This window comes from Cupriavidus phytohabitans, from assembly GCF_000426345.1.
Classification (GTDB): Bacteria; Pseudomonadota; Gammaproteobacteria; order Burkholderiales; family Burkholderiaceae; genus Cupriavidus.
The window spans coordinates 44118-68640 of the sequence record NZ_AUFE01000015.1 but is presented as its reverse complement, the minus strand read 5'-3'; the positions used below and the strand labels follow the sequence as shown (position 1 = coordinate 68640).

6 protein-coding genes are annotated in these 24523 nt (G+C 72.4%); 5 read left to right on the top strand and 1 reads right to left on the bottom strand.

From position 1 onward, the window contains the following. Nucleotides 1-57 precede the first annotated feature (57 nt). Genes K309_RS36505 through K309_RS0113790 form a run of 3 tightly spaced genes read left to right on the top strand, consistent with a single transcriptional unit; the run spans nucleotide 58 to nucleotide 18510 of the window. A complete protein-coding gene (locus K309_RS36505; RefSeq protein ID WP_084402421.1) occupies nucleotides 58-9363 on the top strand; it encodes a non-ribosomal peptide synthetase in 9306 nt (3101 codons plus the stop codon). Next, on the top strand, nucleotides 9356-12442 hold the full coding sequence (locus K309_RS36500) for a non-ribosomal peptide synthetase (RefSeq protein ID WP_051320444.1): 3087 nt from the start codon (nucleotides 9356-9358) through the stop codon (nucleotides 12440-12442). Before K309_RS36505 ends, K309_RS36500 begins: the two co-directional genes overlap by 8 nt. Before the next feature lie 35 nt (nucleotides 12443-12477). Further along, nucleotides 12478-18510 (top strand): non-ribosomal peptide synthetase, encoded by a 6033-nt coding sequence (locus tag K309_RS0113790; RefSeq protein WP_029046976.1) that lies wholly within the window; start codon nucleotides 12478-12480, stop codon nucleotides 18508-18510. Between the two features lie 69 nt (nucleotides 18511-18579). On the opposite strand, the gene fhuF is transcribed toward K309_RS0113790, so the two are convergent. Further along, the gene (gene fhuF, locus K309_RS0113785; protein ID WP_198030814.1) at nucleotides 18580-19263 is read right to left on the bottom strand and encodes a siderophore-iron reductase FhuF; all 684 of its coding nucleotides are present in this window, start codon (nucleotides 19261-19263) and stop codon (nucleotides 18580-18582) included. 328 nt (nucleotides 19264-19591) lie between these two features. Between fhuF and K309_RS36495 the strand changes: the two genes are divergently transcribed. Next, entirely contained in the window at nucleotides 19592-22816 is a 3225-nt protein-coding gene (locus K309_RS36495) for a non-ribosomal peptide synthetase (RefSeq protein WP_051320443.1), read from the top strand. Beyond that, nucleotides 22813-24504, top strand: coding sequence for a cyclic peptide export ABC transporter (locus K309_RS0113775; protein WP_029046974.1), 1692 nt, complete (start codon nucleotides 22813-22815; stop codon nucleotides 24502-24504). Before K309_RS36495 ends, K309_RS0113775 begins: the two co-directional genes overlap by 4 nt. Nucleotides 24505-24523 lie beyond the last annotated feature (19 nt).

The following is a 24523-nucleotide window of genomic DNA, read 5'->3' as shown; positions in this document are numbered from 1 at the left end:
AACGTTTTCGCCATGTCGTCTTCCGAAGCTCCCTTGCCGGCCGAAACTGGCGCCCTGATGCGAACCTTGCGCGCCGAAGGCGTGCGCCTAAGCCTGCAGGACGGGCGCTGGCGCGTGGCCGGCGACAGCGCGGCCGGCACCGATGCGCGACAGGCCGCGGCCGAACTGCTGGCCACCCGCGCCGCCGAGGCCGATGCCTGGCTGGCCGCGCATCCCGGCTACTTCGAACGCTATCCCGCGGGCCCCGGGCAGCTCGCGCTGCTGGCGTTCCATCGACGCAATCCGGACAGTGCCGCCTACAACATGGTGTTCGCCATCGAGATCCCGGCTGCCCTGCGCTTCGAACTGCTCGAACAGGCGGTGCGCCACGTGGTGGACTGCCATGAGGCGCTGCACAGCGGCTTTATCGAGGAAGACGGCGAGATCGTGATGGCGCGCCCCGCGGGCTTTGCCGCGGAGGTGTCGCTGACGCGCGCCGATGGCCTCGATGAAGCCCGCCTGCACGCCTGGTTCGAGCGCGAGGCTGACGAGCCGTTCGATCCTGACGCCGGGCAGGTTTGCCGCTTCCGCTTCCTCTTATCACGCCAGGCCGATGGCAACGACCGCTTGTGGATGTGTGCGGGCATGCACCATATCGCCGGTGACTACCTCGGTTTCGAACTGGTCTGCGACCAGATCTTCGCCACCTACGAAGCGCTGTGCGCCAACCAGTCGCCGATGGCCTCGCAGGCAGGGCGCTACCGCGACTGGCTGGTGCGCCAGCGCCAGCTGCTGGCGGGACAGCGCGGTGCCTCGCTGCGCGCGCACTGGGAGGGCGTGCTGGAAGACGCGCCCGCGGCGCCGGCGTTGCCCGGCACGCTGAACGCGGAACCGCGCCACCGCGGCGCCGAACTTGAATTCCACCTCACGCCGCAGCAGACGGCGGGCCTGCGCGACCTGGCAACGCGGCTGGAGGCGAGCGTCTTCGTGGTCATGCTGGCGCTGTTCAAGACCGTCGTACACCGTGCCAGTGGCGAGGACGATTTCCTGGTCGGCACGCCGACCGCAGGCCGCTCCGGCGCGCAGTCCGCCGGCCTGATCGGCTTTACGCTGAACACGGTGCCGTTGCGCGCCAACTTCTCCGCCAATCCGCCCTTTGCCGCGGTGGTGCGCGACTGCGCCCGGCAGATGCGCGGCGCGCTGCGCCACCAGCAGTATCCGCTGGCGCGCATGGGCGGGGAGGGGCCGCTGTTCCGGCATATGACCACCTTCGTGCCGGTGGGGCCGCGCAACGTGCTGGGCCGCTACCTCGTGCGCGAGTACCTCGCCACGCAGCGCGGCGCGGCCAACGACATGAACCTGCGCTGGCAGGATGAAGGGGATCGCCTGCGCGGGCAATGGCGCTATGACGCCGACCGGTTCGACGCGAACGCCGTCCAGCGCCTGATCGCTACGCTGCGCGCAGCGGTGGATGCGGTGCTCGACAACGCCGACGCGCGTGTCGGAGACCTCCCGCTGTATGAGTCGGCGCAGCTCTCCGACATGCGTGCAGGCAGCATCGAGCGGCACGCCACCGCACTGGCGGCCTTCGAGGCAGGCGCGCGCGCGCATCCGGAGCGGCTCGCCGTCGATGCCGCCGATGCGCAATGCAACTACGCCGCGCTCGATCGCGCCGCGGGCGCGCTCGCCGCAAGCCTGCGCGGCGGTGGTGTCCAACCCGGCGAGGTGGTCGGTCTGCTGCTGCCGCGCGGCGCACGCATGGCTGCGGCCATGCTCGGCGCATGGAAGGCCGGCGCCGCCTTCCTGTGCCTCGATGCCGGCATGCCCGCGGCGCGGCTGGCGCAACTGGCCGCCGATGCGGGCCTCACCGCCGTGGTGGGCGAGGGCGCGCGGCCGCAGTGGCTGGCGCAAGCCATGCCGGGCGCCGCCTGGCATGTCGCCTCGCTCGCGAACGATGACGCAGCCAGCGCTGCCGCATGGCCTGCCGCCGCTCCGGCACAGCCCGCCTACCTGATCTACACCTCCGGCTCGACCGGCACGCCCAAGGCCGTGGTGGTCACGCAAGGCAACCTCGCGCATTACGCCGCTGGTGTGCTGCACGCGCTGGCGCTGCCGGCAGGGTCGTCGCTGGCGTCGCTGTCCTCGGTCACCGCCGACCTCGGCCACACCGCGTGGTTCGGCGCGCTGCTCGGCGGCCACACGCTGCGCGTGCTGGACGACGCGCTGGGCGAGGATCCCGAAGCGCTCGCCGCAGCCCTGGCAGCGCGGCCAGTCGATTGCCTGAAGATTGTCCCGTCGCACTTGCGCGCGCTGCTGGCCGTCGCCGATCCGGCGCGGCTGGTGCCGCGCCGGTGTCTGGTGTTCGGCGGCGAGGCGCTCGATGCGGCGCTGGTGGCGCGCGTGCAGGCGCTGCGCCCGGCATGCCGCGTGGTCAACCACTATGGCCCGACAGAAACCACGGTCGGATGCCTGACGCATGCAGTGCTCGCCACCGCAGCGACGGCGGCAATTCCCGTTGGCCAGCCGCTGGCCGGCGTCAGCGCCTATGTGCTCGACCGCCACCTGAACCGCGTGCCGCGCGGCGCGGTGGGCGAGCTCTATATCGGCGGCGCCGGCGTCGCCAGCGGCTACCTGCGCCGCCCCGCGCTGACCGCCGAGCGCTTCGTGCCGGACCCGTTCCAGCCGGGCGGCCGCCTGTACCGCACCGGCGACCGCGTGCGCATGGACGAAGCCGGCGCCATCGTCTTCCTCGGCCGTGCCGACGCGCAGGTCAAGATCCGCGGCTTCCGCGTCGAGCCCGGCGAAGTCGAAGCCTGGCTGCGCCAGGCGCCGGGCGTGCGCGATGCCGTGGTGCTGGCGCAGCCGTCGCCGGCAGGTGAAGGGCTGCGGCTGGTCGCCTACCTGGTGTCCGACGCCGGCCTGGACCTCGATACGCTGCGCACCACCATGGCCACCGCGATGCCGGCGCCGATGCTGCCCGCGGTGTTCGTGCCGTGCGAGGCCTTCGCGCGGCTGCGCAACGGCAAGGTCGACCGCAAGGCGTTGCCTGCCGTGCCGGGTGAAACCGCGGCACCGTCGCGGTCGGCACCACGCGACGAGACCGGGGCCACGCTGGCGCGCCTGTGGGCCGGCGTGCTCGGACGCGAAGCGGCGGGTGCCGACGACAATTTCTTCGCGCTCGGCGGCGACTCCATCCTTGGACTGCAGCTGGTCGCGCAGGCGCGCAAGGCGGGCCTGCCGCTGACGCCCAAACTGCTGTTCGCGCATCCCACGCCGGCGGCGCTGGCTGCCGTGCTGCGTGCGGACGCGGCGCCGGCCGACACGCAGGCGGCTGCCATAGAACAGGTGCTGGCAGGACTGTGGCGCGAAATCCTGCAACGCGGGCAGATCGACCGCGATGCCGACTTCTTCGCGCTCGGCGGCGATTCCATCCTGGCGCTGCAGATCGTCGCCAGGGCGCGCGCGCAGCAACTGATGCTCGCGCCGAAGGACCTGTTCGCGCACCCGACGCTGGCACGCCTGGCGGCCCATCTTGCCGAGCGCGCAAGGCCAGCCAGCGCGGCTGCCACGCCCGCGGCGCCGCAGCCCTTTGCGCTGAGCGGCTGCGATGCGCAGGCGCTGGAGCGGCTGCGTGGCGAAGCGGCCAATATTGAAGATGCCTATCCGCTGTCGCCGCTGCAGGAAGGCCTGCTGTTCCACCACCTGCGCGACGGCGGCAACGGTGCCTATGTCAACCAGCTGGTGCTGCAGGTCGACGGGCCGCTCGACACCGGACGCATGGCCGCCGCCTGGCAGGCGCTGCTGGACGACCACCCGATCCTTCGCACTACCTTTGCCGCGGCAGGCGAAGCGGGCGGTGACCGCGCGCTGCAATGCGTGCATGCGCGCGCCACGTTGCCGGTGACAGTGGAAGACTGGTGCGGCGCCGACGCCGACGCGCAGGCCGCGCAACTGGCGGACTGGTGCCGGGCCGACCGCGCGCGGGGCTTCGACCCCGCCGAACTGCCGCTGATGCGGCTGGCACTGCTGCGCAACGGCGACGCGGGCTGGTGGCTGGTCTGGAGCCGGCACCACCTGATCGTCGACGGCTGGGGCTCGGTGCAACTGCTTGACGAGGCGCTGGCGCGCTATGCCGATCCGGCGCACGCCCCGGCGCCGCGCCGGCCGTACCGCGACTACATCGCCTGGCTCGCGGCGCAGCCCGCATCCGCGCGGCAGGCCTTCTGGCGCGAGGCATTCGCCGGTTTGGCCGGCCCGACCGTGCTGCCGGGCATTGCATCCGCCAGCGCGCATGGGCAAGCCGAGCCGCTGTGCCGCGACCTGGTCCTGCCAGCCGGCCTCGACGCCAGCCTGCGCGCGCTGGCCGCCGCGCACCGCGTCACGCTCAACACCGTGATGCAGGCCGCGTGGGGCATCGTGCTGTCGCGCCACGCCGGCAGCGACGACATCGTCTTCGGCGTGACCTCGGCCGGCCGCCCCGCGGGGCTCGAAGGCGCCGAGCGCATGCTGGGGGTGTTCATCAATACGCTGCCGTTGCGGCTGCGACCGCAAGGCGCGCTGGCGGTGGCGGACTACCTGCAGGCGACCCAGCACGCCGCCGTGGCGATGCGCGAGTTCGAGCACGCACCGCTCGCCGAGATCCAGGCCCAGTCAGGCATCGGCGGCGCACTGTTCGATACGCTGATGGTGTTCCAGAACCTGCCCGACCTGGGCGACCGTGCGCGCGAGGTGGCCGGGCTGCGCCTGCGCCAGCATGACAACATCGAGCAGACCCACTACGGCCTGACGCTGGAGGTCATGCCCGACAGCCGCTTCACCATCCGCTTCAGCTGCGATGCCGCGCGCGTGCAGGCGCACCGGCTGGCGCAATGGATGGACGCCTACGCCGCCGTGCTGGCGTCGCTGGCCGCCCGCACCGCGCACGTGGGCGCCGTCGACATGCTCGATGGCGCCACGCGTGCCAGGCTGCAGGCATGGAGCGCGAGCGACGACACCAGCGTGGCGCCCGCAGCGCTGCGGGACGACTACGTGCAGCGCGTCGCGCGTCAGGTGGCCGCGCATCCGCAGCGGGTGCTGGCGCGCTGCGGCGCCGCAGCGCTGACCTATGGCGACTGGTGGCAACGCGCCGGCCGCGTCGCCGGCGGCTTGCGCGCTGCGGGCGTGCGGCCGGACGATCTCGTCGCCGTGCTGCTGCCGCGCGGGCTGGACTGGCTGGTCGCGCTGGCCGGCATCCTGCGCGCCGGCGCGGCGTGGGTGCCGCTCGACGTCAGCCATCCCACGGCACGCTGGCGGCAGGTGCTGGCGCAGGCCAGGCCAGCGCAGCTACTGACGGATGCCTCCGGCGTGGCCGCGCTGGATGCTGCCGGCGTTGCCGGTGTCACGACGCTGGCTGCATTGGAAGCCGGGATGGCGCGCGCAGCGGACGAGCCCACGCATCCCGCCCAGCTCGCCTACGTGCTGTTCACCTCCGGCTCGACCGGCGTGCCGAAGGGCGCGATGGTCACGCGCACCGGCATGCTCAACAACATGCTGGCCAAGGTCGCGCCGCTGGGACTGGGCGAGGGCGACGTGATCGCACAGACCGCGCCGCCGTGCTTCGATATCTCCGTCTGGCAGGCGCTGGCCGCGCCGGTGTTCGGCGCGCGCGTGGAGATCATCGGCGACGACGTGGTGCGCGATCCCGCCGCACTCGCCGCGCTGCTGGCGCAGCGCGGCGTGACGCTGTTCGAGCCGGTGCCGTCGCTGCTGCAGGCCATGCTCGATTGCCAGGAGACGGAAGGGCGCGCCGCGCCGCTGGCGGCCCTGCGCTGGGTGCTGCCGACCGGCGAGTCGCTGCCGCCCGCCACCGCGCATGCCTGGCTGGCGCGCTATCCGCGCGTGCCGCTGATGAACGCCTACGGGCCGGCGGAATGCTCGGACGACGTGGCGTTCCACCCCTTGCGCGCCGACATGCTGGCGCAGGCGGCGCAAGCCGCAGACACCGTGCCGATCGGCCGCCCGACCGCCAATGCCGTGCTGCAGGTGCTCGATGCCGACGGCAATCTCGCCGCGCCCGGCGTGGTGGGCGAGATCGCGGTGGCCGGTGCCGGCGTCGGCCGCGGCTACCTCGCCGACCCGCGCCGCACCGCGGCGGCCTTCGTGCCCGACCCGACCGGCGCGCCCGGCAGCCGCCGCTACCTGACCGGCGACCTCGGCCGCTGGCGCGAAGATGGCGTACTCGAATACATCGGCCGCAAGGACTTCCAGGTCAAGCTGCGCGGCTACCGCATCGAGCTGGGCGAGATCGAAGCCGTGCTCGCCGCGCATCCGGCGGTGCGCCAGGCGCTGGTGACGGTGCACCGCGCCGCCGGCACCGAATGGCTGACCGCGTACTGGCAGCCGCCAGCCGGCCACGCGCAGCCCGCGGATGACGCACTGCAAGCCAAGCTGTCTGCCAGCGTCGCGGCGCGGCTGCCTGCGTACATGGTGCCGTCTGCATGGGTGTGCATGCCGTCGTGGCCGCTCAATGCCAACGGCAAGATCGACCGCAAGGCGCTGCCCGCGCCGCAGGTCGTGGCGCAGGAGGGCGCACCGCCCGCCACGCCCACCGAGCAGGCTGTCGCCGGCATCTGGGAAGCGCTGCTGCCGGGCGTGCGCATCGGCCGCGACAGCCATTTCTTCCGTCTGGGCGGCCATTCGCTGGTCGCCACGCGGGTGGTGGCACGGCTGCGCGCCGCGGGCGATGCGCAGGCCACGCTGCGCGATGTCTTTGAGGCGCCAGTGCTGCGGGACTTCGCCGCACGGCTGGATTGCGCCACGCCTGCGGCGGCGATGCCGGCGCTGGTTCCGGTACCGCGCGCCGCGCGCATGCCGGTATCGCTGGCGCAACAGCGGCTGTGGCTGGTCGAACGCCTGCAGGGCAATGCCGGAGCGGCCTACAACATGGCCGGCGCGCTGCGCCTGCGCGGGCCGCTGGAACTCGCCGCGCTGCGCCAGGCGCTGGCAGCCGTGGCGGCACGCCACGAGATCCTGCGCACCGCCTATCCCGACGACGATGGCGAGCCCTACGCACGCATCGATGCCGCCGCCGGCATCGGCCTGCCCGTGATCGATTTGCAGGCGCTGGCGCCCGAAGCGCCCGAAGCGCCCGAAGCGCCCGAAGCGCGAAAGGCGGCGCTGCGCGAAGCCATGCAGGAACACGCATCGCGCCCGTTCGACCTCGGTCACGCGCCGCTGTGGCGCACCACGCTGCTGCGCTGCGCGCCGCATGAGCACGTGCTGCTGGTCGCCATGCACCACCTGGTGTCGGATGGCTGGTCGGTCGGCCTGCTGGTCAACGAGATCACCCACGGCTACCGGCACGCGCTGGCGCCGCAGCAGGTCGCGCCGCTGCCGCCGCTGGCGCTGCAATACGCCGACTATGCCGCGTGGCAGCGGGACTGGCTGCGCGGCGCCACGCTGGAGCGGCTCGCAAACTACTGGCGCGGCGCGCTTGCCGGCGCACCGGCGGCGCTGGCGTTGCCGGCCGACCGTGCGCGCCCGCCGGTGGCGCGCATGGAAGGCGACGCCGTGGCGCTGCGGATCGACGGCGAACGCATGGGACAGGTGCATGCGCTGGCGCGGGCCGAGCAGGTCACGCCATTCATCGTGCTGTTGGCCAGCTTCCAGTGCTGGCTGCACCGCGCGACCGGCATGGACGACCTGGTGCTCGGCACCGACGTCGCCGGACGGCACGAAGCCGCGCTGGAGCCGCTGATCGGCTTCTTTGTCAACGTGCTGCCGCTGCGCTCGCGCCGCATCGCCGGCGCCAGCTTCCGCGACGTGCTGGCAGCGTGCCGGCGCGACGTGCTGGCCGCCTTCGAGCATGACGGCCTGCCGTTCGACCGCATCGTCGAGGCGGCCGGCGTGCCGCGCGACCGTAGCCGAAACCCCCTGGTGCAGGCGCTGTTCGTGCTGCAGAACACCCCGGCAGGGCAGTTCGGCATGCCCGGCGTGGAGGCCGAGATGCTGCCGCCGGTCGAACGTACGTCCAAGTTCGACATGGCGCTGTTCCTGGAACCCGAGAGTGGACAGGAAGCGGCGCCGCTGCGCGGCGACTGGGTCTTTGCCAGCGCGCTGTTCGAATCCGCCACCGTGGCGCGCTTCGCCGCCGAATGGCAGGCCACGCTGGCAGCGCTGCTGCGTGCGCCGGACCAGCCCGCCGACCGCGCCGCCGCACCCGTCACGGGCGCCACGCGCCCGCCCCAACCGAAACCCGAGGAGTCCCGAACCATGGAAACCAGCCAACGCATGGCGGCCAAGCTCGACCAGCTCAAGTCGCTGGCGAGGCCACGCACGGCCGCCGCTGCTCCCGCGGCCGCCGTGGCGCCGCAGGCTGCCGCAGCCGACCCGGCCAGGCAGGTGCGGCTGCGCCCGCTGCGCGCCGGCGAAGTCTTCCCCATCGTGATCGAGCCGGCGGTGCCAGGCCTGGACCCGGTGGCTTGGGCCGCGCGCTCGCGCGAGCTGGTCGCCGCGACGCTGCACCGGCACGCCGGCATCGTCTTCCGCGGCTTCGACCTGCCCAACCCGCAGGCCTTTGAAGCCTTTGCCGAGGCCATGCATCCCGGCCTGTACGGCAGCTACGGCGACCTGCCCAAGAAGGAGGGCGGGCGCAACACCTACCGCTCAACGCCTTACCCCGAGCGCCAGATGATCCTGTACCACAACGAAAGCGCGCACCTGGAGCGCTGGCCGCGCAAGCAGTGGTTCTTCTGCGAGCTGCCCTCGGCCGTGGGCGGCGCCACGCCGATCGTCGACTGCCGCGAGCTGCTGCGCCGCCTGCCGCCCGCGCTGGCCGAGGAATTCGCCCGCAAGCAGCTGATGTACGTGCGCACCTTCACGCCGCGGCTGGATGTGGACTGGCGCGATTTCTACAAGACCGACGACCGCGCCGAAGTCGAGGCGCGCTGCCGCGCCGCCGGCATCGACTGCCGCTGGCTGGACGGCGACGTGCTGCAGACCCGCACCGTATGCCCGGCCATCGTCAGCCACCCGGTGACCGGCGAGCGCAGCTTCTTCAACCAGGTGCAGCTGCACCACGTCTCGTGCCTGGAGGCCGACGTGCGCGAAGACCTGCTCGAGATGGCCGGCCTGGAACGCATGCCGCGCCACGTGATGTTCGGCGACGGCACGCCGATTCCCGACGAGGCCATGGCGCTGATCGGCGAGCTGTATGAGGCCTGCGCCGTGCGCTTCGACTGGGAGCGCGGCGACGTGGTGATGCTCGACAACATGCTGGCCGCGCATGCGCGCGATCCGTATGAAGGCCCGCGCAAGATCGTGGTGGCGATGGGCGACATGTTCGACCGCAAGCAGCTGGACGCCCGGCTCGCTCCCGTCCTTCCGCAGGAGAACGCCGATGCCTGAGATGCACGACACCTGGAGCCCGACCCCCGAACAACAGGCCGCCTGGCAGCAATGGCGCAGCGCGCCGGCGCCGCACGCGCAGGTGGTGCGCATCCTGTTGCGTTGCCAGCCCGAGCCTGCCGCCGTAGACGCCGCGCTGGCCGTGCTGCGCGAACGCCACGACGTGCTGCGCATGGCTTACATCGATGATGGCAGCCAGCTGGTGGCATGTGTGACGCAAAACGGCAACGTCGCGGCCACAACCATCGTCGCGGACGGCGATGCGCCGGCGCTGCCTGCGCTCGATCCGGCGCAGGGCGATGTGCTGCGCGCCTGCCTGTGCCCGCTGGCCAGCGGCGGTGCCACACTGTGGCTGCTGGCCAGCCCGCTGGCGGCAGACCGCAACAGCGCGCTGCGCTTCGCCGAAGCTGTACGCGCCGCGCTGGACACCCCGGCCCCGGCCGCGGACGACGCCGAGCCGCCGCTGCAATACGCCCGATATGCCGACTGGCAGGAAGGCGCGCGCCTGGGCGAGGACGGCACCGGCAACGCCGGCCGCGGCTACTGGCAGGCCCATGCGGCCAGCCTGCCCGCGCCGCTGCGCCTGCCCGACGCGCTCGCTGCAGCTTCCGCCACCACCGCCGACAGCTGGCGCCACACGCTGCATGCCGCGCATCGCCAGGCGCTGGACGTCACCGCGCGCCAGCTCGGCACCACGCCCGAGCGCGTGCTGCAGGCCGCGTGGTGGACCCTGCTGGCGCGCCTGTGCGCGCAGCCGGCATTCAGCGCCACGTGGCTGCACGACTGCCGCCGCGACTACGACGTGATGGCCGGCGCCGCCGGCGTATTCGTCAAGGCGCTGCCGCTTGGCGTGCAATGGGATGACGAAGCCAGCCTGCGCCACCACTGGCAGGCGTGGCTGCCGGCGCTGGACGGCCACGCCGCGTGGCAGGAAGCGTGGCTGCCTGGCGATGCCGGCCCGCGCATCGGGTTTTCGGTATCGCCGTTGCCCGCCGGCGGGATTGCGCTGGCGAGCCCCGCGTGGCCCGGTTTCGACCTGGTGTGCGAGGCACTGGACGACGGGCGGGGCATGGCCGCGCTGGCGCTGCACGCGTCGGCCGGCACGCTGCATCCGCGCGTGGGGCCGTGGCTGCTGTCTCATCTCGCTGCGCTGATCGGCGCGCTGCCGGCCGCACTGGATGCGCCGCTGTCGTCGCTGTGGTGGCCGGCGGACGATACCTTGCGCGTGCCGCAATGCTGGGCCGGCGACAAACCGGTCGCGGCGGACGACTCGCTGTTGAACCGCATCGCAACGCATGCACGCAATACGCCGGCGGCGCCTGCGCTGGATGCCGCCGATCTCGTACTCGACTATGCCGGCCTGCAGCGCACGGTGCATGCGGCGGCGCAACGGCTGCGCGGGCTTGGAGTCGGCCCCGGCACGCGCGTGGCCCTGGCATTGCCGCGCAGCGGCGCGCTGGTGGCCTGCCTGCTCGCGGTATGGGCCGCAGGGGGTGCCTACGTGCCGCTCGACCCGGCCTGGCCGCAGGCGCGGCGCCGCAGCGTGCTGGCGCAGGCCGCGCCGGTGCTGACGATCGCGCAGCAGGCATCGCCTGGCGACGGCACCGTGGTCGCTGCCGATGCCTTGCTCGCTTCCGTCGCGTCAGCAGCGGAGGATGCGGCAACCGTCGCGCCCGACGCCGCCGCCTACGTCCTGTTCACCTCCGGCTCCACCGGCGAACCCAAGGGCGTGGTGATCGGCCACGCGCAGGTCAGCCACTACACCGCGGCGGTTTGCGACGCACTGTCGCTGTCGTCGTGCCAACGCTTCGGGCTGACCTCATCGGTGGCCGCCGACCTCGGCAACACCACGCTGTTTGCCGCCCTGTGGCAGGGCGGCTGCCTGGTCGTGGCCGGCGATGACGACATGGCCCACCCCGCGGCCTTCGCGCGCTACCTGCGCGGCCGCGCGGTCGATGCCATCAAGATCGTGCCGTCGCACCTGGCGGCGCTGCTGGAAACGGAAGCGCCCGCGGTACCGGCCACCGTCATCCTGGGCGGCGAGCCATTGCCGGCCAGCCTGGTCGATACGTTGCGCCGCCATGCGCCCGCGTGCCGCATCTTCAACCACTATGGCCCCACCGAAACCACCATCGGCGTGATGGTGCACGCGCTAGGCGCGGACATGCCGGCGTGGCCCGCCGGCACGGCGCCGCTGAGCCGCGCGCTGGGTGCGACCCGCGTGCGCCTGCTGGACGACGCGCTGCGGCCGGTGCCGGCCGGCGTGGCCGGGCAGCTTTACGTCGGCGGCCCGCAACTCGCGCGCGGCTACCTCGGCCGGGCGGACCTCGATGCGGCGGCGTTCGTCGACGATCCCTTCGCCGCCGGCGAGCGCTTGTACCGCACCGGCGATCTCGCGCGCGCCACGCCCGCCGGTTTGCAGCTGCTGGGCCGCGCCGACCAGCAGGTCAAGGTCCGCGGCATCCGCGTCGAGCCCGCGGAAGTCGAAGCCGCGCTGCTGGCCCAGCCAGCGGTCGCGCAGGCAGCGGTGTGCGCGGTGGCGGGACCCGGCGGCGAGGCTGTGCTGTGTGCCTTCCTCGTGCCTGCAGCCGGCAGTGCCATCGACGCCGCCGCGCTGCGCCACACGCTGGCCGCGATGCTGCCCGACGCGATGGTGCCGGCGCGCTTCGTTCCACTGGCGGTGCTGCCGCGCCTGCCCAACGGCAAGACGGACCGCGTCGCGCTGCGCGAACTGGCTCCCGCCGACAAGGCGCCAGCCGTGGCCGCGGTGCCCGCGGCCGACGCAGTGGAAGCCCTGGTGTGCGCGTTGATGGCCGAGCTGCTGGAACAGAGCGATGTCGACCCGCATGCCGACTTCTTCGCCCTCGGCGGCCATTCGCTGCTGGTGATCAAGCTGGTTGCGCGGCTGCGCCGCCGGCTGCGGGTGGAGATCGCGCCTGGCGTGGTGTTCGACCATCCGACCGCGCATGCGCTGGCTGCTGCCGTCAGGCAGGAAGCTGCGGACAATGACCTCGACACGCTGGCGCACACGGCACTGGCCGCTGCCGTACCGCATTCGCAGGCCGCGATGGTGGCATAAGCGCTCCCTGAAATCCATTGACCGATCCCGCCCCCATGTCAGACGCATTCAGTACCGCGCACGCACAAGTCGCCGCGCGTTTTGCCCGGCTGGAGCCGGCGCAACGCGCCGCCTTCCTGGCCGCGCTGCACGGCAAAGGCGTGGCGTTTGCCACGTTGCCCATCGTGCCAGCGCCGCGCGCTGGCGCGCTGCCGCTGTCGTATGCGCAGCAGCGCCTGTGGTTCCTGCAGCAGCTGGAGCCTGCCAGCACCGCCTATCACATGCCGGGCGTGTACCGGCTCGAGGGTTCGCTCGACACCGCGGCGCTGCGCCGCGCGTTCGCGCAGATCGGCGCGCGCCATGAAGTGCTGCGCACCACCTATCCGACCGATGCTGCCGGCGTCGCCTGCCAGCACATGCATGACGACCTGCCGCCGGCCTTTGCCGTCATGGACGCCGACTCGGACGGCGTCGACGCGGCCATCGCGCGCGCGGTCCATGAACCGTTCGATCTCGCCGCCGGGCCGCTGTGGCGCGTCGCGCTGATCCGCGAGAGCGCGCAGTCGCACGTGCTCGTGGTAGTGCTGCACCACATCGTCGCAGACGGTGCATCGATAGTCCGCCTTGTTGCCGAACTGGCCGCCTGCTACGCGGCTGAATCCAGCGGCACGCGGGCGCAGCTTGCGCCGTTGCCGGTCCAGTACGCCGACTATGCCGTCTGGCAGCGCCACTGGATGGAAGCCGGCGAGGCCCAGCGCCAGCTCGGCTACTGGCGCGCGCGGCTGGGAGACGACGCGGGCGCCGCGCTCGACCTGCCAGCCGACCGCCCGCGCCGCGCCGCGCGCAGCGGCGAGGGCGCGGAGCATGTGTTCGCCATCCCCGCCGGTTTGGCGGAAGCGTTGCGCGCGCTTGCCGCCACGCGCCATGCAACGCTGAACATGGCGCTGCTGGCCGCCTGGGCGGTGCTGCTGGGCCGCCATACCGGCCAGTCCGACCTGCGCATCGGCGTGCCGGTGGCCAACCGCCAGCGCAGCGAGACCGAGGCGCTGATCGGCTGCTTCGTCAACATGCAGGTGATGCGGGCAGAGATCGATCCGGAGCAGCCGTTCGCCGACCTGCTGGCGCGGCTCGCCACGCAGGCCGCCGCGGACCAGGAGCACCAGTCGCTGCCGTTCGACCTGCTGGTCGAGGCGCTGCAGCCCGACCGCAGCCTTGGCCAGCCGGCGCTGTTCAACGTCACCTTCGACCATCGCACCGCCAGCGCCGCGGCACTGCCGCAACTGGCGGGGCTGCGCGCCACGTCGCTGGAGCTGCCGGTCACCACCGCGCGCTTCGAGCTGAGCCTGGCCACGGCCGAACTGGCCGATGGCAGCCTGTGCGGCCGCATTGCCTACGCGGCCGACCTGTTCGATGCCGCTACCGTGGCGCGCATGGCGGGGCATTATGTGCGCTTGCTGCAGGCCTTCGCGGCCGATCCGGCGACCACGCCCGGCACCGCGGTGCTGCTCGCCGACGCCGAGCGCGCCGCACTGGCACGATGGAGCCAGCCCGACTGTCCGGCAACGCCGTTCGTGGCCGTACATGCGCAGGTGGCCGCGCACGCGCGCCGCGCGCCGGCTGCACCGGCGGTGCTGTATGGCGACGACATCCTGACCCATGGCGAGCTTGAACGCCAGGCCAACCGGCTGGCGCACCGGCTGGTCGCGCAAGGCATCGGCGCCGAGTGCCGCGTCGGCGTGGCGCTGAACCGTTCGCCGCGCATGCTGGTGGCGCTGATGGCGGTGCTCAAGGCCGGCGCCTGCTTCGTGCCGTTCGATCCCGCCTATCCGGCACGGCGCCTGCTCGACATGCAGGAAGATGCTGCGCCGCAACTGCTGCTGACCGAGCGCGCGCTGCGCGACGCCTTCCCGGTGATGCCCGGCCTGCCGGTCCTGGTGGCGGATGATGGCAACGACGCCAACTGGCCTGCTCATGACCCCGGCGTTCCCATCCATCCCGGGCAGCTGGCCTACGTGATCTACACCTCCGGCTCGACCGGCCAGCCCAAGGGCGTGGCCGTGGCTCACGGTCCACTGGCAATGCATGTGGTCGCCACCGCGGCGTGCTACGACATTACGGCGGCCAGCCGCGAGCTCCATTTCCTGTCGTTCAGCTTCGATGGCGCGCATGAGCGCTGGATGGTGCCCCTCGCCAGCGGGGCCAGCATCGTGCTGCGCGACGACACACTGTGGAGCGTCGAGCAGACCTACGCGGCGCTGGGTCGCCACGCGGTCACGCATGCGGGGTTTCCGCCGCGCTACCTGCACCAGCTGGCCGCATGGGCCGAGTCGCAGGGCAACCCGCCGCCGCTGTGGCTCTATTCCTTCGGCGGCGAGGCCATGCCGCGCGCCGGCGTGGAGCGGCTGACGCAGGCGCTGCGGCCGCAGCACATCATCAACGGCTATGGCCCGACCGAGACCGTGGTGACGCCGCTGGTGTGGAAGGCCGCGGCGGACGAAGCCGCCGCGCAGGTGACCGGGGCCTATGCACCGATTGGCCGGCCGGTCGGCACGCGCAGCGCGCACGTGCTGGACAGCCGGCTCGAGCCGGTGCCCGTTGGCGTGCCCGGCGAGCTCTACCTCGGCGGCGAAGGGCTGGCGCGCGGCTACCTCGGCCGCGCCGGCATGACCGCCGACCGCTTCATTCCGGATCCCTTCGGCACGCCCGGGGCGCGCCTGTACCGCACCGGCGACCTGGTGCGCTGGCGCCCCGATGGCTGCATCGAGTATCTCGGCCGGCAGGACCACCAGGTCAAGATCCGCGGCTTCCGCATCGAGCTGGGCGAGATCGAGGCACACCTGCTGGCCCAGCCCGACGTGCGCCAGGCGGTGGTGCTGCCGCACGAGACGCCGGCCGGCACCCGGCTGGTCGGCTACGTGGCCGCGCCGGCCACGGTGCAGGCCGAAGCGCTGCGCAGCGCGCTTGCCGCGGCCTTGCCCGACTACATGGTGCCGGCCGCGGTGCTGCGCCTCGACAGCCTGCCGGTCACCCCCAACGGCAAGCTCGACCGGCGCGCGCTGCCCGAGCCGCAGTGGCAGGCCGAGGCCGCCTACGCAGCGCCGGTGTCGGCGCCCGAGCGGATGCTGGCGGCGGTCTGGGCGGACGTGCTCGGCATCGCGCAGGTTGGCTTGCACGACAACTTCTTCGCGCTCGGCGGCGACTCGATCCTGAGCCTCCAGATCGTCGCGCGCGCCCGGCTGCAGGGCTGGCGGCTGACCCCGCGCCAGGTGTTCGAGCACCAGACCGTGGCGGCGCTGGCGCGGGTGGCGCAGCGCGTGGATGTGGCGGAGGGGGAGGCCGCCAATGACGCCGCGGAACACGGCGCGGCGCCGCTGACGCCGGTGCAGCGCGCGTTCCTCGCCCAGCCGCTGGCCGCGGCCGCGCGCAACCGCTTCAACCAGTCGGTACTGCTGCAGTCGCAGTCGGCCATCGATACGGCGGCGTTGCGCGCCGCGCTGGCAGACGTGGCCGGCCATCACGCGGCGCTGCGCTTGCGCTTCAGCGATGGCGAAGATGGCTGGCGCCAGCAGGCCGTTGCGGAGGCTGCCGATGCGTTCGTGCTGACGACGGCCGACGCGCCCGACGCGGCGGCGATCACCGCTGCCTGCGACGCCGAGCAGGGAAAGCTGGATATCGAGCACGGCCCGCTGCTGCGCGCATTGCAACTGCGCATTGCCGACGGCAGCGAGCGATTGTTGCTGGTCTGCCATCACCTTGTGGTGGACGGCGTGTCGTGGCGCATCGTGCTGGAAGACCTGCAGGCGGCATACGCGGCGCGGCTGGCCGGGCAGGTGCCGGCGCTGGCTGCGGTCGCCGCCAGCTATGCCGCATGGAGCCGCACGCTGGCCGGCCCGGCGCGCGCGGTGTTTGCCGGCGAAGGCGCTTACTGGCACACGGTGGCAGAGGGCGATCTCGCCCTGCCGGCCGATGCACCCGAGGCGTCGCAGCCTCGCACCGATGGCGCCCGCACGGCCAGCTTCGCGCTCGACGCGGCCACCACCGGCGCCTTGCTGCGGCGCGCCCACGCTGCCTACCGCACTGGCGTCAACGACCTGTTGCTGGCGGGTTTCGCGCGCGCGCTGTGCGCCTTCACCGGCCGCGACGAGATCCGCATCCATGTCGAGGGCCACGGGCGCGAAGCCGAAGCGGCGGGCACCGCGCTCGATCTCAGCCGCACGGTCGGGTGGTTCACCAGCATCTGGCCGGTGCGCCTGGCCAGCGTCGATGACCTTGGCGACACTATCGCGGGCGTCAAGGAAGCCCTGCGCGCGGTGCCGCGGCAAGGACTGGGCTACGGCGTGCTCGGGTCCGCCGTAGCCGCGCCACAGGTGCTGTTCAACTACCTGGGCCAGTTCGACGGCAGCTTGCGTGCCGGGGCGGGCGACTGGCAGGCGGTGGCGGAGGACACCGGCAGCGGCGTGTCCGCCGAAATCCCGTTGCCGGCACCGCTGGCCTTCGATGGCCGGGTCCAGCATGGCTGCCTGCAATTCCGCTGCACGTATCGCGGCGGCCAGTTCCGCGAGGCCACCATCGACGCGCTGCTGGCGCGCATCGCCCAGGCCTTGCGCGAGGTGGTGTCGCATTGCGTGGCGCAAACCGCCACGCGGCTGACGCCGTCGGATGTGCCGGCCAGCGGCTTGTCGCAAGCGCAGCTGGACGCGCTGGCGCTGCCCGCGGAGGAGATCGAGGACATCTGGCGGCCGACGCCGATGCAGCGCGGTATGGTGTGCCATGGCGCCCGCCATCCGGGCTCCCCGGCATACATGGTGCAGGTGCAGGCGACCATGGATGGGCTCGATGTCGAGCGCATGGTCGCGGCATGGCAGGCGGCGATGCAGCGCCATCCGGTTCTGCGCGCGCGCGTGGCCTGGCTGCAAGCGCCCGACGGAGCCGAGCCTCTGCTGGTGGTGCCCGTCCAGGCGCAACTTCCGGTCACCCGCCACGACTGGCGCGCGCGCGGCAGCCGGCCCCGGTCCGCCGCCGAGGATACGGAATGGCAGGGGCTGTGCGAGGCGGAATTCCGCCGACCCTTCGACCCTGGGCGCGCACCGCTGATGCGGCTGACGCTGGTGCGCATTGCCGACGACGCGTGGCGCTTCCTCTGGACCTGGCACCACCTGCTGCTGGATGGCTGGAGCATGTCGCGGCTGCTTGGTGAAGTGCTGCGCGGCTACGACGGTGAACAGCCTGCGCAGGCGGCTTCGTCGCTGCGCCGCTACGTGGCGTGGCAGCAGGCGCAGCCCGGCGCGGAGGAGCACTGGGAAACGCGGCTGGCGCCGCTGCAACGGCAGCCGGTGCGGATCACCCGCGATATCGCGCCCGCGCAGCGCGGCCAGCGGGGCCAGTGCATGGGTGCCGTCGAGCACGTGGTGCCGGCCGACGCGCTGCGCACGCTGGCCGCCTTCGCCAGCCGCCAGCTCGTCACCGTCAACACGCTGGTGCAGGCCGCCTGGCTGCTGGCGCTGCGCCAGGCAACCGGCGCCCGCACTGTCGGCATGGCAGTGGTGGGTTCGGGACGCTCGGCGGAACTGTCCGGCATCGAAGCCATCATGGGCCTGCTGGCCAGCACGCTGCCGCTGGTGCAGGACTTGCCCGACACGCTGCGCGTCGCCGACTGGCTGCCGGCGCTGCAGGCCGACAACCTGGCCTTGCGCGAGACCGAGCACGCGCCGCCGGCGTGGCTGCAATCCTGGGCCGCAGGCAGTGACGACACGGCGCAGGCGCCGTTCGACACCATGCTGATCTACGAGAACTACCCGGTCGACAGCACGCTGCGCGAAACCGAGCGCGGCGCGCTGCGCTTCAGCGACGTCGACAACCGGGGCCAGATGAGCTACCCCGTGACCGCCATCGTGATCCCGCGCGAAACGCTGACGCTGCGCGTGGAATACGACACGGCTGCGCTCGGCCACCCCGCCGCGCAGGACCTCGCAGGGCAATGCATGGCGCTGTTGCTGGCCCTGCCGGCACTGGCCGATGCCACGCTGGCCGAGCTGCCGGCACGCATCGCCGGCGGCAGCGAGGGCCGCGCCAGTGCGCTGGCGGCGTAGGTGGCGCAGGTGGCGCAGGTGGTGCAGGTGGTGCAGGTGGTGCAGGTGGCGTGGCAGGGGGCGATGGCCTCAGCGCAGCAACTGGCGCGGGCAGTCGCCGCACAACGGGAAGCCGTGCACCCGGTAGCGCAGGCAGCACAGCCGGCGCAGCCACAGCGTGGTGGTGGTGCCGTCGCGGGTCACGCGGTGCGCGCGCATCGGCGCATGCAGCGGGTTGTCGCGGCCGTCGGGGCGGGTGCGGGTGTCCATCAGCCACGCGGCATCCTGCGCCAGCGTGGCCCCGGTGGCAGGCAGGCCCGGCCGGAGCAGGGCGGGCGCATGGCGGAACACCTCGGCGACAACGGCACCGGCATTGGCCCACAGCAGCCGCGGCGACGCGCCGCTGGCCGAAGCCAGCGCCTGCACCAGCGGCACCAGCAGGTCATCCAGCAGCGCGCCGTAGCGCTGCTGCGGCGGGGCGCCGTGCAGTGCCTCGCCGCCATGCGGCAACAACAGCGTCACTGCGCGGCCGTGCCCATCGGGCCGGATCGCGGCGTCGCGCAGCGGCAGCACGTGGTGCGCCAGCGCGGCGGCGGCCACCACGCCGGGCAGCAGCGACGAGAAACCATGCCGCGCCCAGACCGAACCGGTCACGCGCGCATCGTCGCTGCCGTGGTGCGCGGCGCTGGCCTGCAGCGCCCAGGACAAGGGGTTTGCCGGCGTCGGGCCGAGCATGGCGACGGCGATGTCCGCGGGCGCGGAAGGACCGGCCACCACGGCTTCGGCGTATTGGCGCAGAGGGCCTGGAAACAGTCCAAGCAACAACGGTAGCGGTAGCAGAGCAGACAAGAGAGACAACCCTGAACGGCGTTGTTTTTGTGTATTCAACGCCATCTTTATAGTTGAAGATGAGAATGATTATCAGGTATATTCGCAATTGCATATGTAAAGACAATCCCGAACCCGGGCGCTTTCCTCAAAGCCGGCGGAGGCATCTGCGCGGCGGCGAAGCGCTTGCGGCCATGCCTGGTCCAAGGCGGGCCCGCGTGGGCCGAGGCAGGCAGGCCAGCAACGCCCGCATCGCCGCTCCGGAGAAGACCCGATGACGCAGCCCGATTTGACGATCCGCGCGCGCGCCGCGCACGGCCCGGCGCCGCTCTCCTTCGCCCAGCAGCGGCTGTGGTTCCTGCAGCGTTACGCGCCGGACAGCACCGCCTACAACCTGGTGCGCGCGTGGCGCCTGCAGGGGCCGCTGTCGGCACCGGCGCTGGAGCGGGCGCTGGCGCTGGTGACGTCGCGCCACGCAGTGCTGCGTACCCGTTTCTCGGCCGGCGACGACGAGCCCTGCCAGCTGGTCGGCGAGGCAGCGCCTCCCGTGCTATGGGTCGACCTGCCGGCCGGCGAGGTCGATGCGCTGCTTCGCCGCGAAGCCGCGCGCGTGTTTGACCTGCACGCCGCCGCGCCATTCCAGGTCACCGTGGCCCGGCTGGACGACGGTGCCCACGTGCTGGTGCTGGCCATGCACCACATAGTTTCCGATGGCTGGTCCAACCCGATCCTGGCGCGCGACCTGGCACGCGCTTATGGCGCCGCGCTGGATGGCACCAACCCGGACTGGACACCGCTGCCGGTGCAGTACGCCGACTACGCCGCATGGCAGCGCGAACGGCTGGCGGGACCTGCCCTCGACAGCGCGCTGGCGCGTTTCGCGCAGCGCCTTGGCACCGGAATTCCCGCGCTGGAACTGCCGCTCGACGCGCCGCGTCCGGCGCGCCCGGCGGGCCAGGGCGGGCGCATCCGCTGGACGTTGTCCGACGGCGTCGTGGCCGCGCTGCGCGACTACTGCAGCGACGCCGGCGGCGGCCGCACCACGCCGTTCGCCGTGCTGCTGGCGGCCTGGCAGGCGCTGCTGGCGCGCTACAGCGGCCAGTCCGATTTCGCGGTCGGCGTGCCCAACGCCGCGCGCACCCATGAAGAACTCGACGACCTGGTTGGCTGCTTCATCAACACCCAGGTCTATCGCGCACGGCTGGCGCCGGGCCTGACCGGCCGCGCGCTGTGCCAGCAGGTGCGCGACGACGCCCGCGCCGCGCTCGACCATGCCGACCTGCCGTTCGAACTGCTGGTCGACAAGCTCGCGCCGGCGCGCGACCCCAGCCGCACGCCGGTATTCCAGGCGATGTTCAACCTGCAGATGGGCGAAGCCGCGTCGTTTGCGCTGCCCGGCCTGCAGGCGAGCGCACTGCAGGTGCCCGACGACAGCGCCAAGTTCGACGTCACGCTCGACCTGCAGGCCAGCGCGGAGCGCGTGGCGGCCACGCTCGAATACGATGCCGCGCTGTTTGCCGAAGCGACTGCGCAACGCATGGCCCGGCACTATGAGCAACTGCTCGGCGCGATGCTGGCATCGCCCGACGTGCCGCTCGACGCGCTGCCGCTGATGGACGCAAGCGAGCGCGCCACGACGCTGGCCAGTGCCAACGACACCGGCCTGGCCCTCGACGCCGAAGACGACGTGGTGGCCCGCATCGCATGCGCCGCCGCGGCTACGCCGGACGCCATTGCCATCACCGACGGCAGTGCCAGCCTGACGTACGCGGAATTGGAAGCCAGTGCCAGCCGCATCGCGCACTGGCTGGCCGGGCAGCAGGTGGCTACCGACACGCTGGTAGGCGTCTGCCTGCCACGCACGCCGGAATTGGTGGCGGTGCTGCTGGGCATCCTCAAGGCAGGCGCCGCCTACCTGCCGATCGACGCGCACCACCCGCCCGCGCGCAACGCCCACATCCTGCGCCACGCCAGGCCGCGCCTGATCCTCGCGGCGTCAATCACGCGTGCCGCGCTGGGCGACAGCGGCGGCGTGGTGCTGGTCGACGGCCAGGCGTCGCCGTTGCCGCCGTGGCATGCCGCGCCCGCGACCGTCCCCGCGGTGGACTGCCATCCGGCGCAGCTCGCCTACACGCTCTACACCTCCGGCTCGACCGGCACGCCCAAGGGCGTGCAGATCTCGCGCGCGGCCTTCGCCAACTTCCTGCGCGCGATGACGCCGGTGGTATCGATGGACGGCAACGACCGCCTGCTGGCGGTGACCACGCTGGGCTTCGATATCGCCGGGCTGGAACTGTTCCTGCCGCTGGCCGGCGGCGCGCGCGTGGTGATCGCCACGCGCGACGATGCGCGCGATCCGGCGCGGCTGGCGGCGCTGATGTCTACCCACGGCATCACCGTGATGCAGGCCACCCCGGCCACCTGGCAGATGCTGGTCACGCAGGCCACGCCGGCATGGCAGGGCCTGCGCGTGCTGTGCGGCGGCGAAGCGCTGGGGCGCGAGCTGGCGACGGCGCTGCTGGCGCGTGGCGCCGAAGTCTGCAACGTCTATGGCCCGACCGAGACCACGGTCTGGTCCGCCGCGCATGCGCTGGCGGGCGAGGGCAAAGGCATGCCCGCGTGGGCGCTGGCGCCGGTCGGACATCCCATCGCCAACAACCAGCTGTACGTGCTGGACGCGCGCATGGAGCCGGTGCCCGCGGGCGTGGGCGGCGAGCTCTATGTCGGTGGTGCCGGCCTGGCGCGCGGCTATGCCGCCGACCCGTCGCGCACCGCCGCGGCCTTCGTGCCCAACCCGTTCCCCCAAGGCACGCCCGGCGCCATGGCGGGTGACCGGCTCTACCGGACCGGCGACCTGGCACGCAAGCGTGCAGACGGCATCGTCGAGTTCCTCGGCCGGCGCGACCACCAGGTCAAGGTGCGCGGCTTCCGCGTCGAGCCGGGCGAGGTCGAGGCGGTGCTGGCCGCCTGCCGAGGCGTGCGGCACGCCGTGTGCGTGGCACGCCCCGGCCCGGACGGCATGGCGCGGCTTTGTGCCTACTACGCGGCCGATGCCGAAGCGTCCGACGACGCCATCCTGGCACGCCTGCGCGAGCAGCTGCCCGGCTACATGGTGCCGTCCAGCCTGACGCGCCTCGACGCGCTGCCGCTTAACGCCAACGGCAAGGTCGACCGCCAGGCGCTGCCGGAACCGGCCGCGCCGCGCGCCGCGGCAGCGCCGTCGACGCCGACCGAGCACGCGCTCGCCGCGCTGTGGTGCGCGGTGCTGGGCGTGGCCGAGGCCGGCGCCGACGACGACTTCTTCCTGCTGGGCGGCCATTCGCTGCTGCTGGTGCGGCTGCAGACCCGCATCCGTGAGCAGATGGCATGCGAACTGGCGCTGCCGGCGCTGTTCGCGGCGCCGCTGCTGCGCGACATGGCCGCGGCGATCGACCGGACCGGGCGGCGCGATGCCGACGCCGACCTGGCCTTCATGAACGACCTGCTGGAGACCCTGTGAACCTGTTCCTGTCATTGCGCCGCCGCTTTGGCGGCCTGCTGTTGCTGGCGCTGGCCGCGGGTACCTGCAGCGCGCTCGCGGGCATCGCGCTGATCGCCGAGATCAACCGCATGATTGCCGCGCCGGCTGCGCTTGAAGCTGGCCGCATCGGCATCCTGCTGGGCCTGCTGGCCGTCTTGTTCGGCTGCGGCTTCGGCTCGCAGGCGCTGCTGACCGCGCTGGGCCACCGCGTGGTCTACGACATGCGCATGCGCATGCTCAAGCGCGTGCTCGATACCGACGTCGAGCGCCTGGAAGCGATCGGCGGCCCGACCGTCTATGCCACGCTGACCAAGGACATCGCCTCGATCGGCATGGCCTTCAACCGCGTGCCGTTCGTGTTCTACAACGGCGTGCTGGTGGTGGGCGGCCTGTTGTACCTGGGCTGGCTGTCGTGGCAGCTGTTCGTGCTCGGCGCCGTGGTGCTGGGCGGCGGCGTGCTGCTGGCGCAGCGCTGGGTGCTGCGCATGCGCGGCCTGATGAAGGCCGTGCGCGACACCGACGACCGCCTCTACGCCGGCTACCAGGGCGCCATCGATGGCCGCTACGAGCTGGCGCTGAACGCCTGGCGCAAGCAGAGTTTCTACCAGCGCGACTTCGAGCCCGCCGCCGAGTTTGCGCGCGCGCATGAAGTTCGTGCCGACCGCTACTGGGTGCTGAGCCTGTCGTTCACCGCGGCGCTGATCCTGGGGCTCGCCTGCGCGATCTTTATCGCCGGCGATGCGCTGGGCATTGCCCGCGAGCGCATCACCGCCTTCGTGCTGGTGCTGATGTTCCTGCGCATGCCGCTGAACGACCTGGTCGGCACGCTGCCGATCCTGATGACCGGCAACGTCGCGCTGCGCAAGATCGACACGCTGCGGCTGGCGCCGTACACCGAGGACTTTGCGCTGCATGCCAGCGACAACGCCACCGCCATGGCGCCGGCGCCTGGGACGCCGCTGCTTGCGCTGCGGGACGTGCGCTACGACTACCCGGGGCAGGGCGACGAGCGTGGCTTCCGGCTTGGCCCGGTGTCGCTGACGCTGGCCGCCGGCGAGACCGTGTTCATCGTCGGCGGCAACGGCAGCGGCAAATCGACGCTGATGAAGCTGCTGGCGGGCCTGTACCAGCCCACGGACGGCAGTGTGTCGCTGGGCGGCACCACGGTAGGCGCGGCGCAACTGCCCTGGTACCGCAGCCATTTCGCCACCGTGTTCTCCAACGCGCATCTGTTTGCGCGGCTCGTTGGCCCGGACGGCAAGTTCGACGCCGCGGTTGCCAGTGCTTTCCTCAAGCGGCTGCACATGGACCACAAGGTCTCGATCCGCGACGACCTGCTGTCGACCACGCAGCTGTCGCAGGGCCAGCGCAAGCGGCTGGCGCTGCTGGCGGCCTATGTCGAGGCACGGCCGGTGCTGCTGCTTGACGAATGGGCCGCCGACCAGGACCCGGTATTCCGCGCCTACTTCTATGAATCGCTGCTGCCGGAACTCAAGCGCAGCGGCAAGACCATCGTCGCGGTCAGCCACGACGACCGCTATTTCCACGTGGCCGACCGCGTGATCCGCTGCGACAGCGGCGTCATCCGCACCGACAGCGCCGACAGCGCCAACGCCGGCTCCGGCGCCGGCAACAACGAACACAACGAACAACAGGCCGCCGCATGACGCGCGCCAACATTCAGAG

Excerpts from the sequence above, each read along its gene's own strand:
- K309_RS36505 (WP_084402421.1), top strand. The coding sequence starts at position 58 with ATGCGAACCTTGCGCGCCGAAGGCGTGCGCCTAAGCCTGCAGGACGGG.
- K309_RS36500 (WP_051320444.1), top strand. The coding sequence starts at position 9,356 with ATGCCTGAGATGCACGACACCTGGAGCCCGACCCCCGAACAACAGGCC.
- K309_RS0113790 (WP_029046976.1), top strand. The coding sequence starts at position 12,478 with ATGTCAGACGCATTCAGTACCGCGCACGCACAAGTCGCCGCGCGTTTT.
- K309_RS36495 (WP_051320443.1), top strand. The coding sequence starts at position 19,592 with ATGACGCAGCCCGATTTGACGATCCGCGCGCGCGCCGCGCACGGCCCG.